Source organism: Trichlorobacter ammonificans, from assembly GCF_933509905.1.
In the GTDB taxonomy this organism is placed as follows: Bacteria; Desulfobacterota; Desulfuromonadia; order Geobacterales; family Pseudopelobacteraceae; genus Trichlorobacter; species Trichlorobacter ammonificans.
In genome coordinates, this window is the sequence record NZ_OW150024.1 from 2,161,383 (window position 1) to 2,174,755 (window position 13,373).

Below are 13,373 nucleotides of genomic sequence, written 5' to 3' on the forward strand. Positions count from 1 at the left end.
ATGAACATCGAACTGCTGCAATTCACCCCTGAGCCGGAGCGGACCGTTGCTCTGGCCGCACGGCTCTGCTATTCGCCGTCGGGGATGAACGAGCTGCTGGAGCGGGTCAGCTCCGACGACATTACCGCTTTCATCAACAAGATCATGACGATGGGGCACCATTCCGTGCTGGAACATGCGGCCTTCACCTTCGGAATCGAAGGCATTTCGCGGGTCACCAGCCACCAGCTGGTGCGTCACCGGCTCGCTTCCTACTCGCAGCAGTCGCAGCGTTACGTGTCTCACGCGGAACGGTTCGACACTGTCATGCCTCCCTCCATTGCGGCCGACGGGGAGGCGAAACGAATCTTCGACTTCACCGTAGGAGTGGTGCACCAAGCCTATAAACAGCTCACCGAAATGGGGATCGCCGCGGAGGATGCGCGGTATCTGCTGCCCAATGCGACGGAGACCAAGATCATTGTAACCATGAACGCCCGGGAACTGCTGCACTTCTTTGCCTTGCGCTGCTGTGAGCGGGCGCAATGGGAAATCCGCGCCATGGCGGTCGGCATGCTGAAGCTGGTCAAACAGGTGGCGCCGGTCATTTTCCGGGACGCCGGGCCGGGCTGCCTGGCCGGTCCCTGCCCCGAAGGTGATTTCTGCTGCGGCCGGACTTCGGACGTACGCAAACAGTTCAGGAGTCTCATTTAAATGGAAAAAATCAACATCGGCGGCCAGGCGGTCCTGGAAGGGGTCATGATGCGCGCTCCCCGGGCCATGGCCATTGCCGTCCGTCGCCCCAGCGGCGAGATCGTGATCAAGCGGGAAGCGATGCCCCCGCTGTCCGAGCGCTATCCGATCGTTAAACTGCCGATTTTGCGCGGCGCCGTGGCGTTGTTCACCTCCCTGGTGCTGGGAATCAAGGCCCTGAACTTCTCGGCCAACGAAGCGATCGTCGAGGAAGAGAACGGTGAAGAGAAGAAGGAAGAACTTTCTTCCTGGGCCTTGGCCGGCACCATGGCAACCGCCTTCGGGTTCGGCATCGGGCTCTTCTTCTTTCTTCCCCTCTACCTGACCAAACTGCTGGTACCGGTGATCGGGGACAACAACATCGTTTTCAATCTGGTGGACGGCGTCATCCGGGTGGTGGTTTTTCTACTCTACATCTGGTCAATCTCCCGGATGAAGGATATCCGGCGGGTGTTTCAGTACCACGGTGCCGAGCACAAGACCATCTTCGCCTTTGAAAACGGCGCCGACCTGACCCTGGAGAGCGTCAAACGCTTCAGCCGACTGCACCCCCGCTGTGGCACCAGCTTCCTGCTGATCGTCATGCTGGTCAGTATCGCGGTCTTTTCCCTGATTCCCAAGGCTTGGCCCTTTGTCGCCAAGGCGTTGTCGCGCATCGTGCTGCTGCCACTGATCGCCGGCATCTCCTACGAATTTCTCAAATGGAGCGCCAGAAACGATCGGCACCCCCTGGTACGGATGGTCATCGCGCCGGGGCTGGCCCTGCAGCGGATGACCACCCGGGAACCGGACGACGACCAGATCGAGGTGGCGATCCGCTCCGTCAAGGAAGCCCTGGACGAGAACAATGGTTACAGCGACGACCGGATCGTGGTCTGAGAAGGATATCTACCCATGTTTGACAAGATCGAGGAGTTTGAAGTCAGGTTCCAGGAACTGGAATCGTTGCTGTCCGACCCGGCGGTGATCGCCAATCAGCCGGAGTTCCGCAAGCTCTCCCGGGAGCATGCCGACCTGGCCCCCCTGATCGAGGCCTACCGGCGTTACAAGAAGGTACTGGCGGAGCAGGAAGAAAACCGTGAGCTGCTGGCCGATCCGGACATGAGGGAGATGGCGGAGGAAGAGCTGGAGCGGCTCGCCGCCGAGCGGGACCAGCTTGAGGCCGACATCAAGCTGCTGCTTTTGCCCAGAGATCCCAACGACAGCAAAAACGTGGTGCTGGAGATCCGCGCCGGCACCGGCGGCGACGAGTCGGCCCTGTTTGCCGGCGACCTGTTCCGGATGTACTCACGCTTTGCCGAGAAGAACCGCTGGAAGGTGGATATGCTCTCCTGTTCCGAGTCGGAGCGGGGCGGTTTCAAGGAGGTCATCGCCGCCATCGAGGGGCAGGATGTCTACGCCAAGCTGAAGTACGAATCCGGCACCCACCGGGTGCAGCGGGTCCCGGAAACCGAGGCCCAGGGACGGATTCACACCTCCGCCTGCACCGTGGCCATCATGGCGGAAGCCGAAGATATCGACATCGAGATCAATCCGGCCGACCTGAAAATCGATGTCTACCGTTCTTCCGGCGCCGGCGGCCAGCATGTCAACACCACCGACTCGGCGGTACGGATCACCCACCTCCCCACCGGCACCGTGGTGGCCTGCCAGGAAGAACGCAGCCAGATCAAGAACCGGGCCAAGGCGATGAAGGTGCTGAAAACCCGCATCCTTGACACCATTCTGCAGGAACAGAACAGCAAGATGGCAGCCGACCGCAAGCAGCAGGTGGGCAGCGGCGACCGCTCCGAGCGGATTCGCACCTACAACTTCCCCCAGGGACGCATGACCGACCACCGCATCGGCCTGACCCTCTACCGCCTTGATTCAATCATGGCCGGGGATATCGAGGAGATCACCGATGCACTGCGCACCCACTACCAGATGGAAGCGCTGAAGGCCCAGGCAGAAGGCACGGTGTAGCCCGGGGTGAAGTGACCGCCCAACCAACGACGTGGTACCCATCATCCCCATGCCCGACACACCCGACATCTGGACCACCCTGAAGGTCCTCACCTGGACCACCGGCTACCTCACGGAAAAGGGTGTTGAAAATGCCCGGCGGGAGGCGGAGTGGCTGCTCTGCGCCGCCACCGGTCTGGACCGGGTGGGGCTCTACCTCAACTTCGACAAGCCGCTGAGCGGTGACGAACTGGCTACGGCCCGTGCCCTGGTTTCCCGCCGGGGACGGCGGGAGCCGCTTCAGCATATCCTGGGCACCCAGGAGTTCGACGGTCTCTCCTTTGCCGTCACCCCCGACGTCCTGATCCCCCGCCACGACACCGAAACCCTGGTTGAGCAGGTACTCCTTCGCGTCCCCGGCGCCCGGTCCATCCTGGATATCGGCACCGGCTCCGGCTGCATCGCCGTCTCCCTGGCCAAGCGGTTGCCGGAAGCTGCCGTAACGGCGGTGGACATCTCCCCGGACGCCCTGGCCGTGGCCCGGCATAACGCCGCACAGCACGGCACTGCCGTGGAGTTCCTGCAGGGCTCCCTTTTCCAGCCGGTTGCGGGCCGCAGCTTCGACCTGATCGTGAGTAACCCCCCCTACATCCCCAGCACCGACCTGGAAGGGCTTCAGCCCGAGGTACGGAATTTCGAGCCCCGCCTGGCCCTGGACGGCGGACCGGACGGCCTTGACGCCTACCGACAGATCGTCGCCGACGCGCCGCAGCACCTTACCCGCGGCGGCTGGCTACTGCTGGAGGTGGGGGCCGGTCAGGCGACGGATGTTACCGTGCTGCTGGCGGAATCCGGTTTTGCTGCTACTATTGTCGCAACGGACCCGGCAGGGATCGAGCGGGTCGTGGGAGGACGTCATGGATCGGACTGAGGCGTTGCGGGTCTTTGAAGAGGCCGACTGCCTGGCCGACCGGCAAGCGGTCGGGGAAGCCATCGGCCGGATGGCGGAAGGGATCACGGCACGGATCGGCAAGCTCAACCCGGTCATCTTCTGCGTCATGAACGGCGGTCTGATCGTAACCGGTCAACTGCTCCCCCTGCTCCCTTTTCCCCTGGAGACCGGCTACCTGCACGCCACCCGCTACGGCCGGGAGCTGACCGGCGGCGACTTGGAGTGGCTGGTGCCGCCCCGTCTCGACCTCGTTGGCCGGACCGTGCTGCTGGTTGACGATATCCTCGACGAAGGGGTAACCCTGAAAGCACTGACTGACGAATGTCTGAACCGCGGCGCCCGCGAGGTGCTGACCGCGGTGCTGGTCGAAAAGCAGCACGACCGCAAGATCGTACCGGGCTACCGGGCTGATTTCGCCGGCCTGGCGATACCGGATCGCTTTGTCTTCGGTTACGGCCTGGATTACGATGGGATCTGGCGGAATGCGCCGGGTATCTACGCGGTCAAGGGGCTATAGGGCGTATTCCTGTCCGGCGGTGCCCCATGAACTGCTTTTCGAGCTGGAGCGTCACACCACCCGCTCTTGCCGGGAAGTCCTGGCCAGCCTGATCTGCCCCCTGACGGCCCCCATCGCCGTTAACATGTCCCCGACAAGTGGTACTGGCACTGTTCCCGCCCCTGTTCTTCGTAGTGTTTCCGCACGGCTGATACCCGCCCAGCGCCACATCCGGAAACACGGACGGGGTGACGGCATCAGCCGCAACCCCGTCTGCATGGACATAGAGTACTGTGTTCAGAATGGGTACGTTACAACTTGAACCTGCCCACCAGCGCCTCCAGATCCTTGGCAAGCCTGGCCAGGGAGGCGGCCGCTTCGGCGGTTTCATGGGCACCGTTGGCGGTTTCGTGGACAACGTCGGTGATCTGGTGAATGTTGGTGGAAATTTCGCCGGTGACCGCGGTCTGCTCCTCGGCGGCGGTGGCGATCTGGTGCACCTGCATGGTCACCTCGTTGATCCCTTCCAGAATCTGCTGCAGTGCTTCACCGGAACGGCGGGAGCTGTCCATCCCCTTTTCCACCTCCCGCACCCCCTGTTCCATGGAGGAAACAGCGCCGGCGGTCTCCTGCTGGATCGCCTTGATCATCTCGCCGATCTCCCGGGTAGCCCGCGTGGTCCGCTCCGCCAGGGCCCGCACTTCATCGGCCACCACCGCAAAGCCCCGTCCCTGCTCACCGGCCCGGGCCGCTTCAATGGCGGCGTTCAAAGCCAGCAGGTTGGTCTGGTCGGCAATCTCCTCGATGGTGCCGACAATGGCGCCAATCTGGTCGGAACGGGCACCCAGCGCCTCAACCGTATGGGCCGACTCCCGCACCCGGTCCGCAATCAGTTGCATACCGGCAATGGTTTCCTGTACCACGACGGCACCGTTATGGGCGTTGTGGGACGCTTGGTTGGCAACGTCGGAGGCCATGGAGCAGTTGCGGGAAATGTCATTGGAGGTGGCGGACATCTCTTCGCTGGCGGTAGCCACCGTGGCTGACTGGGAGGCCACTTCCTCGGCGGCGGTGGCAATCTGGACGGCAGTACCCTGCAACTGGTTGGAGGCGGTGGCCACCTGGACCGTGGTGCTGGAGGCCCGGGAAATGATGGAGTGGATGTTGTCCACAAACCGGTTGAACCAGCGGCTCACCTCGCCAAACTCATCGGTGCGGTCCGCCTCCAGACGACAGGTCAGGTCCCCTTCCCCCTGAGCAATATCCTGCAGCATCTCCACCAGGCGGTTCAGCGGCGTGGTGATGCTGCGCACGATCACAAACGTGAAGACCAGCGTCAGGGCACCCATTGCCAGGGAAAAGCACGCACTCAGAATCAGGGCGAGCCGGGCCTGGGCGGCAAGCTCTCCGGCCCGGGCCATGATCTCCCTGGCCAGGGCATCCTCAATCTCCTTCACTTGGTCAATCTTGGCGGTGATGGCGGTGAACCAGGTCTCGGGAGCCATGCCAAAGCCTCCGGCCATCCCCCGGCCGATGACGGCCGCGCTCAACTCCTCGACCTTCTTGAATTGCGGAGAGCCGGCCTTGGCATCGTAGGCTGTCACCGCAGCATCGGAACCGAACTTTTTGAACCCTTCCAGAAAACTCTTCTGCGCAGAAAGAATGGCGAAGGTGCGCTGGTAGGTTTCATCGCTGAAACGGTCCGCCGCAATCACGGCATTCAGTGTTGCCCGCTCCTTGCCCATCTCCTCCTTCACCTTGGACAGGGCAAAGTAAGAGATGGCGGCCCGCATCAGTTCGGGCTCCCTGCTGTTACGTCCCACCGCGGCAACCACATCCAGGTAGGAATAGTTAATGGCAGTGTAAAAGGCGAAGGAATCCTTGCCGTCAATATTCAGTGCGTCCACCCTGCTGCGAATGTCGGCCAGCTTTTCCTGGTGCTTCGCGGCGGCATCAAGTGATGCCTTCACAACCCGGGCAGTATCGGGATGGGCCAGCAGAACCTCGGCCAGTTGCCGGAACTGGTCATCAGACAGCTTGCGCTGGCGTTGCAAATCCTCCCTGAACCGCGCTCCTTTCGCGTTGATGTAACCGGAGGAAAGGCCTCGCTCCTTCTGCAGTTCGTGGACCAGCGCCCCCACCTTCACGGAAAGGGCCACCAACCGCTCGGTCTGCCGCAGGTTCGTCAGGGTCCGGTACTTATCCAGCACCTCCCGGCCGGAAAAAAAGACCAGCCCCAGGATGGGCAGCAGGAGCAGCAGGAGCAGTTTGGTTCGGATCGTCAGATTTTTCAGCATGTGAACACGACCTCCGCAGGAAATGGGACTATTTATATCGTAATGCTGCGCTTTCGGAAAAACAGATTGCAGCAACCGGCATTAAAAATCTGTTTTTTTGATCAAAGTCAAAAAACCATCCGTCTTCTTTCCCCCCACAAAACAGGGGACACATTCCATGACTTCATGTGTCCCCTGCGTCACCACCTCGCCCAAGCAATTTTTCCGCCTAGCCTTCGGTCATCACCTTCTCATTGTACAGTCCCTCGATCTTGCGACGATGTCCCAGCTCAACCTCGGCAAAGGTGAGCAGGGTCTTTTGCAGCACCGGATCCTCGGTCATGCCGGCGGCGGCCTTGTACAACTGGTAGGCCTCTTCCTCGGCTTTCAGCGCAAAGGTGAGGATTTCCTGGTAGTTCATCTGCGGATGAAACGGCACCTCCCGCAGGTAGCGGCCAATGGTCGCCTCCGGCAGGGCACAACTGTTGTGCTCGGCAATCTTGTCCGGATCGATGCGTGAAAACACCTCCTTATGGGTCGCCTCTTCGGTTGCCAGCTCCGCAAACAGCTTGCGGGCAGCGGGACTCTCGGTCAGCTCTGCGGCCCGTTTGTACAGCTGGTAGGCAATTTCCTCTCGCTCAACAGCAAAATCAACAACCTGCTTCAGTGTTATGAAGCTCATCAACCCCTCCTATCACAATGATATTCTTTAATATACTCAAGAACTTGAGCTGGATGCTGTTCGGCTTTTGAAACCGTGGTCCAGTGTTTCCTGACGATGCCGTCGGGGCAGATAAACACCGTCGAACGGATCACCCCGGACACGGTCTTACCGTACATGCTCTTTTCACCGAACGCACCATAGGCCTTCATGACCAGGGTATCCGGATCGGAGAGCAGCACCATGTTCAGATCATGGGCTTCGATGAATTTCCCATGGGAGGCCAGCGAATCCCTGCTGATTCCCAACAGCGTTATGTCGAGTCGATCGAACTCCGGCATCAGGTCACGAAAACTACTGGCTTCCCTGGTACATCCCGGGGTGTTGTCCCGGGGATAGAAAAACACGATCAGCCGTTTGCCGGCATAGTCAGCCAGACGGTGGCGTCTGCCGTCGCTTCCCTCAAGATCGAAATCAGGAGCTGGTTGATCCGTCAGGTTTCTGATCATCCGCACATTCCCCTTTTACCTGTATAGTGCTGCAGACCGTCTGTGCGCACCCGCCGCACGAACTGTGCACCTTAATACGGTAAACACACTGAAAATGCAACGGTTTCATATTTTTTTCAACTGCAACTGTAAAAAGATTAGGCAAACCAAAGCAACCATGTTACCTTTTGGTAACGCACAAGGAGTAACCATGTCTCAGTACACCATGTCAGACACCTATCGGTCCATTCTGGAAAGTATCGGCGAGGGGATCATTTTTGCCGACCAGGATGATCGCCTGACCTACATAAACCAGATGGCCGCCACCATTCGCGGCATCAAGGCGGAAAACTTCATCGGCCGCTCCATCCTCGCCGTTCACTCTCCCAAATCGTCGGAGCGGATCAAGCAATTGCTGCTGGAGTTGCGGGCCGGCACCATCACCCAATCCCGCCGGGTCATCGAAGTCAGGGGGAAATATTTCGAAAACACCTATTACCCGGTGCGACGTCAGGATGGCAGCTATCGCGGCACCCTGTTGGTCAGCCGGGACGTGACAGAAAAGACCCAGCTCCTCGCGGAAAACCAGTCCCTCAAACAATCCACCGGCAGCCGTTGCTGCGGCCTGGAGGGGTTCGTCAGCATCAGCCCGGCCATGTTGCCGGTCTTCCAGCTGGTGGGAGCTGCCTCGCCCATCGACTCTACCGTGCTGATTACCGGCGAGTCCGGCACCGGCAAGGAACTGGTAGCCTCTGCCATCCACCGCAACAGCAAGCGCTGCAGCCGACAGATGGTGGCGGTCAACTGCGCGGCCCTGCCCGACAATCTGGTGGAGTCGGAGCTGTTCGGCTATGCCCGCGGCGCCTTTACCGGTGCCGTCTCCAGCCATCGCGGCAAATTCGAGCAGGCCGACGGCAGTACCATTTTTCTCGACGAAGTTGCCGATCTCCCCCTGCCCGCCCAGGCGAAACTATTGCGAGTGCTGCAGGACAAGGCCGTCGTCCGGCTGGGCAGCGAAAAGCAGATCAAGGTGGATGTCCGGATCATTGCGGCTACCAACCGGGATTTGACCGCCATGGTGGCGGCGGGCAGCTTCCGCGAAGACCTTTTCTACCGGCTGAACGTTATTTCAGTACGTATCCCCCCCCTGCGGGAACGGCGCGAGGATATCCTCCCCCTGGCGGAGTATTTCGTCGGCTGGTTTACCCAGCATATGGAAAAATCAATCCAGGGGCTCTGCGAAGGGACCCGCTCCCTGCTGCTGGCCCATGACTACCCCGGCAACGTCCGGGAACTGGAAAACGCCATGGAGCATGCCGTTGCCCTCTGTCAGGGGAACTGCATCGCGCCCCAGGATCTTCCCGACGCCTTCATTGCCGCCCGCAGCGATGGCCTGCATCAGGACTTCCCCCACCCCCTTGCCGAAGGGGGGACAACCTCTCTGTTTCGCACCCGGGAGCAGTACGAACGCCAGGTTATCCTCGAGGCACTGGAGCGGACCGGCGGCCGCAAGGCGGAAGCCGCGAAGCTGCTCAACATCTCCCGCAAAACGCTTTGGGAAAAATTAAAACAGTTGCAGTAAACGTAACGTCCCGCCCATTATGTTACCCTTTGGTAACAAGATTTCTGTGGTCCGATTTCTCCCTTCCCCAGCTTTCTCTTCTGTTTTCAACACATTAAAAAGCCGTTTCAGTATTGGCACGTCTTCTGCTCTGTGTAACAGGATTTTATCTTTCTCTTATCTCCCTGTAGCGAGGTGATGCCCATGCCGATTTCCGGCGTTGTCGTGAAGTGCACTCCCGGAACCGAAGCCTCGGTAGCCGAACACGCGCGGCACTGTGCCGGCGTCGAGGTCCATGCGGCCCTGCCCGACGGGCAGGTGGTAGCAGTCATCGAGGGTGATACCGTCAAGCAGGGGGCCGAGCGGGCCATGCGCCTCCAGGAGATCGAAGGCGTCATATCGGTCCAGGTGGCCTACCATAATTTTGAAGACGCAACCACAGAACAAGGAGGCGGGTATGGAATTGACGAGGCGTGATTTCCTGAAAGCAAGTGCGGCTGCCGCGGCGTTTGCCGCTGCCGGTGCACCGGGGCTGGCTCCCCGGCTGGCCGAAGCGGCCGATGACAAGGGTATCAAATGGGGCAAAGCCCCCTGTCGGTACTGCGGCGTCGGCTGCTGTGTCCTGGTGGGGGTGAAGGACGGCAAGATTGTGGCCACCAAAGGCGACCCGGCCGGTCCGGTCAACAAGGGCCTCAACTGTATCAAGGGCTACTTCCTCGCCAAGGCTCTCTATGGCAAAGATCGCCTGACCACGCCGCTCATCCGCAAAGGGAACAAGATGGTTCCTGCCACCTGGGACGAGGCCCTTGACCTGATCGCCTCCAAGTACAAGGAAGCCATCACCAACCACGGTCCCGATTCCGTTGCCATCTACGGCTCCGGCCAGTGGACCGTGTTCGAGGGGTACACCGCGGTCAAACTGTTCAAGGGGGGCATCGGTACCAACAACGTGGAGCCCAACGCCCGACTCTGCATGGCCTCCGCCGTGGTGGCCTTCATGAACACCTTCGGGTCCGACGAGCCGATGGGCTGCTACGACGACCTGGATATTGGCGACACCTTCATTCTCTGGGGCGCCAACATGGCGGAAGCTCACCCGATCCTCTTCTCCCGCCTGATCGACAATAAACTGAAGAATCCCAAGGTGAAGATCATCGACATCGCCACCCGCAGGACCCGCACCACCCAGATGGCCGATGAGTACATCGCCATGCAGCCCCAGGGTGATCTGGCGGCCCTGAACGCCATTGCCCACGTCATTTTGCGGGACAAGCTCTACGACGAGGCGTTCGTCAACAAGCATGTTTCCTTCAAGCGGGGCACCGAAAACCAGCCGTACGGCCTGAAGGACAAGGAGGCTCCCAAGGAAGAGCCGAAGCCGCTGACCTTCGAGCAGTACAAGGAACTGATGAAGCCCTTCACCCCGGAATGGGCGGAAAAGCTCTCCGGTATCCCGGCCAGAAAAATCGAGGAGCTGGCTCGGCTGTACAGCGACAAGAGCCGCAAGGTCAACTCCCTCTGGACCATGGGGGTCAACCAGCATGTTCGCGGCGTCTGGGTTAACAACCTGATCTACAACCTCCACCTGCTGACCGGCAAAATCGGCAAGAAGGGTGAGAACCCGCTCTCCCTCACCGGCCAGCCCTCCGCCTGCGGCACCGCCCGCGAGGTGGGTACCTTTGCCCACCGGCTGCCGGCCGACATGGTGGTGATGAACGAGGCGCACCGCAAGAAGACTGCTGAAATCTGGGGAATCGACCCCAAGAAGATATCTCCCAAGATGGGACTGCACACCATCGAGATGTATCGTGCCATTGACCGGGGCGAACTGAAGTGTCTCTGGATTCAGTGCACGAACCCGTTCCAGTCCATTCCCAACCTTTCGCGCTACCGCAAGGCCGCCGAGGCCCGCAAGGCGTTCATCGTGGTGTCGGACATCTATCCCACCAAGTCCACTGAAGTGGCCGACGTGATTCTTCCCTCCGCCTCCTGGGTGGAGAAGGAGGGAATGTACGGCAACACCGAACGCCGCAACCAGCAGTGGTTCAAGCTGGTGGAGCCGCCGGGGCAGGCCAAGGAAGACACCTGGCAGTTGATCCAGCTTGCCAAACGGCTGGGAATGGGCCACCTCTTCCCCTACAGTGAAAAGGGCTTCTACAAGGAGATGTGGGAAGAGTACCGCAAGTTCACCATCGGCACCGGCAAGGACCTGGCCCCCTACGAGGCCTATCAGAAGGTGCGCGGTCTGCGCTGGCCGGTCAAGGCCAACGGCCAGGAGACCCGCTGGCGCTACGTCGACTTCGACGATCCCTATGTCAAGCCGGGCGAAGGGCTCAAGTTCTACAAGGCACCGGGCAACAAGGCCAGCATCTGGTTCCGCCCCTACGAGGCCCCGGCGGAGTCGCCGGACAAGGACTACCCGTTCTGGTACTGCACCGGTCGTCTGCTGGAGCACTGGCACACCGCCACCATGACCGGCCGGGTGCCCGAGTTGAAGCGGGCCATGCCGGAGGCCACCCTTGAAATGCATCCGGACGATGCCAAAAAACTGGGGATCAGGAACCGTGACAAGGTCAAGGTCAGCTCCCGGCGCGGATCGGTCATTCTGCGGGCCGAGATCAACGGCCGCGGCAAGCCGGAAAAAGGGAACGTCTTCACCACCTTCTTCGACGAAACCAAGCTGATCAACGACCTCTGCATCGACGCCTTCGACCCGCTCTCCAAAGAGCCGGATTTCAAGAAGTGCGCGGTGAAGATCGAGAAGGCGTAACCCCGTGCCCCCTCACCTTCCTTCCCCGGGGAGGTGAGGGGGCGACGCAAGGTATGTATGAATCCTGAAACCGAACACCATACCGCCATCAGCCGACGTCTCTTTCTAAAGGGAAGCGTGCTTGCGCCACTGGCCCTTGCCCTGGGCGGGGGAGCCATATCGGCAGTCTATCTTCGGCCGGCCCAGGCGCGGGAGTTCTACCTGCGGCCGCCGGGCGCCCTGGCAGAGAAGCGCTTTCTGGCTGCCTGCGTCAAATGCGGCAAATGTGCCCAGGCCTGTCCCTACCAGTCAATCAGCATGGCCGGCGGTGAGGCGGGTATCGGTATCGGCACCCCCCATATCGTACCGAGGGAGATGCCCTGTTACCTTTGTCCTGACATCCCCTGCGCCAAGGCATGTCCTTCCGGAGCACTGGATGCCAAGCTCAACGAGGTTGAAAAGATCCGCATGGGCACGGCGGTGATCGTTGACCGGTCGGCATGCCTCTCCATCCGCGGCCTGCGTTGTGAGGTCTGCTACCGCCAGTGCCCGCTGATCGACAAGGCGATCACGCTGCAGAACCGGCACAACACCCGTACCGACGCGCACACCATCATGGAACCGGTGGTGCACAAGGATAAATGCGTCGGCTGCGGTATCTGCGAGAAAGTCTGTGTTCTGGAGAAACCGGCCATCGTCATCCAGCGGACGCCGCCGGCGCAGAAAGATCATTATGAATTCTAAATGGAGCATGGCCCGCAGGGGCGTACAATTGCTGATGATTGCCCTGCTCGCCTCCCCCCTGGCGGGCCTGACCCTGTTCCGGGGCAACCTGGCGGCGGCGGAGCTCTTGGGTCTTCCCCTTTCCGATCCGCTGGCCTTTCTGCAGGCCCAGATCGGCGGACGGGTCTTTGTACTCTCGTATCTGGTCAGCACCCTGATCGTGGTCGGCACCTACTTCCTGCTGGGGGGGCGCAGCTTCTGCGGCTGGGTCTGCCCGGTCAACCTGCTGACGGAGCTGGCCGACCGTCTGCGCGGATCGGAAAAAATCGACCGTGCGACCCTGCCCCTGTCCGCGAACTACTGGACCCTGGCGCTGGTACTGGCCATGGTGGCACTCACCGGGGTCCCGCTGTTCGAGCTGCTGTCGCCCATCGGTATCGTGAGCCGCGCCATTGTCTTCGGCTCACTGCTGCCCCTGCTGCTGGTGGGGGCCATTCTGCTGGTGGAGCTGCTGGTGGCCCGGCGGGTCTGGTGCCGCTCCCTGTGTCCCCTCGGCGGTTTTTACAGCCTGCTGGGACGATTGAGTCCGCTGCGGGTCGGCTTTGTCGCCGAGCGTTGCACCCACTGCAACGAATGCACGGCTGTCTGTCCCGTTGAGGAGGTGTTGGCACCATCCCTGGAACAGAACAGTCCCCAGGTGGTCGCCGGTGCCTGCACCCGCTGCATGGCCTGCCTGGATGCCTGTCCCACCAAGGCACTAACCGTTACACTTGGCTACAAATGATGGATTA

At 60.8% G+C, this 13,373-nt stretch carries 13 protein-coding genes; 10 read left to right on the forward strand and 3 right to left on the reverse strand.

Annotated features, from left to right (window positions below; all coding sequences use genetic code 11):
* From thyX to RAK07_RS09770, 5 genes are read left to right on the forward strand one after another with little or no spacing between them, the layout of a single operon-like run.
* Positions 1 to 693, forward strand: a complete 693-nt coding sequence (gene thyX, locus RAK07_RS09750) for an FAD-dependent thymidylate synthase (protein ID WP_305732643.1) — start codon at positions 1 to 3, stop codon at positions 691 to 693.
* On the forward strand, positions 694 to 1,611 hold the full coding sequence (locus tag RAK07_RS09755) for a DUF1385 domain-containing protein (RefSeq protein WP_305732644.1): 918 nt from the start codon (positions 694 to 696) through the stop codon (positions 1,609 to 1,611). It begins immediately after the preceding gene.
* Between the two features lie 15 nt (positions 1,612 to 1,626).
* Positions 1,627 to 2,697, forward strand: coding sequence for a peptide chain release factor 1 (gene prfA, locus RAK07_RS09760; RefSeq protein WP_305732645.1), 1,071 nt, complete (start codon positions 1,627 to 1,629; stop codon positions 2,695 to 2,697).
* A 49-nt stretch (positions 2,698 to 2,746) separates the two neighbouring features.
* Positions 2,747 to 3,607: a peptide chain release factor N(5)-glutamine methyltransferase gene (gene prmC, locus RAK07_RS09765; RefSeq protein WP_305732646.1), complete on the forward strand. Its 861-nt coding sequence runs from the start codon at positions 2,747 to 2,749 to the stop codon at positions 3,605 to 3,607.
* Positions 3,594 to 4,145, forward strand: a complete 552-nt coding sequence (locus RAK07_RS09770) for a hypoxanthine-guanine phosphoribosyltransferase (RefSeq protein ID WP_305732647.1) — start codon at positions 3,594 to 3,596, stop codon at positions 4,143 to 4,145. The genes prmC and RAK07_RS09770 overlap by 14 nt, the downstream gene beginning before the upstream one ends.
* A gap of 290 nt (positions 4,146 to 4,435) precedes the next feature.
* Here the strand turns inward: RAK07_RS09770 and RAK07_RS09775 are convergent, their stop codons facing one another.
* The 3 genes from RAK07_RS09775 to RAK07_RS09785 form a co-directional block, all read right to left on the reverse strand.
* Positions 4,436 to 6,421: a methyl-accepting chemotaxis protein gene (locus RAK07_RS09775; protein WP_305732648.1), complete on the reverse strand. Its 1,986-nt coding sequence runs from the start codon at positions 6,419 to 6,421 to the stop codon at positions 4,436 to 4,438.
* Positions 6,422 to 6,629: 208 nt separating this feature from the next.
* Complete coding sequence (locus RAK07_RS09780; protein WP_305732649.1) at positions 6,630 to 7,082, reverse strand: ferritin family protein; 453 nt, start codon at positions 7,080 to 7,082, stop codon at positions 6,630 to 6,632.
* Entirely contained in the window at positions 7,082 to 7,570 is a 489-nt protein-coding gene (locus tag RAK07_RS09785; RefSeq protein WP_305732650.1) for a peroxiredoxin, read from the reverse strand. Before RAK07_RS09785 ends, RAK07_RS09780 begins: the two co-directional genes overlap by 1 nt.
* Positions 7,571 to 7,760: 190 nt before the next feature.
* Between RAK07_RS09785 and RAK07_RS09790 the strand changes: the two genes are divergently transcribed.
* The 5 genes from RAK07_RS09790 (at position 7,761) to napH (ending at position 13,366) form a co-directional block, all read left to right on the forward strand.
* The gene (locus RAK07_RS09790; RefSeq protein ID WP_305732651.1) at positions 7,761 to 9,131 is read left to right on the forward strand and encodes a sigma-54 interaction domain-containing protein; all 1,371 of its coding nucleotides are present in this window, start codon (positions 7,761 to 7,763) and stop codon (positions 9,129 to 9,131) included.
* Between the two features lie 183 nt (positions 9,132 to 9,314).
* Entirely contained in the window at positions 9,315 to 9,587 is a 273-nt protein-coding gene (locus RAK07_RS09795; RefSeq protein WP_305732652.1) for a chaperone NapD, read from the forward strand.
* Complete coding sequence (locus RAK07_RS09800) at positions 9,568 to 11,880, forward strand: molybdopterin-dependent oxidoreductase (protein ID WP_305732653.1); 2,313 nt, start codon at positions 9,568 to 9,570, stop codon at positions 11,878 to 11,880. Before RAK07_RS09795 ends, RAK07_RS09800 begins: the two co-directional genes overlap by 20 nt.
* Before the next feature lie 57 nt (positions 11,881 to 11,937).
* Positions 11,938 to 12,603 (forward strand): ferredoxin-type protein NapG, encoded by a 666-nt coding sequence (napG, locus tag RAK07_RS09805; protein WP_305732654.1) that lies wholly within the window; start codon positions 11,938 to 11,940, stop codon positions 12,601 to 12,603.
* Entirely contained in the window at positions 12,593 to 13,366 is a 774-nt protein-coding gene (napH, locus tag RAK07_RS09810; RefSeq protein WP_305732655.1) for a quinol dehydrogenase ferredoxin subunit NapH, read from the forward strand. The genes napG and napH overlap by 11 nt, the downstream gene beginning before the upstream one ends.
* Positions 13,367 to 13,373 lie beyond the last annotated feature (7 nt).

Excerpts from the sequence above, each read along its gene's own strand:
- thyX (WP_305732643.1), top strand. The coding sequence starts at position 1 with ATGAACATCGAACTGCTGCAATTCACCCCTGAGCCGGAGCGGACCGTT.
- RAK07_RS09755 (WP_305732644.1), top strand. The coding sequence starts at position 694 with ATGGAAAAAATCAACATCGGCGGCCAGGCGGTCCTGGAAGGGGTCATG.
- prfA (WP_305732645.1), top strand. The coding sequence starts at position 1,627 with ATGTTTGACAAGATCGAGGAGTTTGAAGTCAGGTTCCAGGAACTGGAA.
- prmC (WP_305732646.1), top strand. The coding sequence starts at position 2,747 with ATGCCCGACACACCCGACATCTGGACCACCCTGAAGGTCCTCACCTGG.
- RAK07_RS09770 (WP_305732647.1), top strand. The coding sequence starts at position 3,594 with ATGGATCGGACTGAGGCGTTGCGGGTCTTTGAAGAGGCCGACTGCCTG.
- RAK07_RS09775 (WP_305732648.1), bottom strand. The coding sequence starts at position 6,421 with ATGCTGAAAAATCTGACGATCCGAACCAAACTGCTCCTGCTGCTCCTG.
- RAK07_RS09780 (WP_305732649.1), bottom strand. The coding sequence starts at position 7,082 with ATGAGCTTCATAACACTGAAGCAGGTTGTTGATTTTGCTGTTGAGCGA.
- RAK07_RS09785 (WP_305732650.1), bottom strand. The coding sequence starts at position 7,570 with ATGATCAGAAACCTGACGGATCAACCAGCTCCTGATTTCGATCTTGAG.
- RAK07_RS09790 (WP_305732651.1), top strand. The coding sequence starts at position 7,761 with ATGTCTCAGTACACCATGTCAGACACCTATCGGTCCATTCTGGAAAGT.
- RAK07_RS09795 (WP_305732652.1), top strand. The coding sequence starts at position 9,315 with ATGCCGATTTCCGGCGTTGTCGTGAAGTGCACTCCCGGAACCGAAGCC.
- RAK07_RS09800 (WP_305732653.1), top strand. The coding sequence starts at position 9,568 with ATGGAATTGACGAGGCGTGATTTCCTGAAAGCAAGTGCGGCTGCCGCG.
- napG (WP_305732654.1), top strand. The coding sequence starts at position 11,938 with ATGAATCCTGAAACCGAACACCATACCGCCATCAGCCGACGTCTCTTT.
- napH (WP_305732655.1), top strand. The coding sequence starts at position 12,593 with ATGAATTCTAAATGGAGCATGGCCCGCAGGGGCGTACAATTGCTGATG.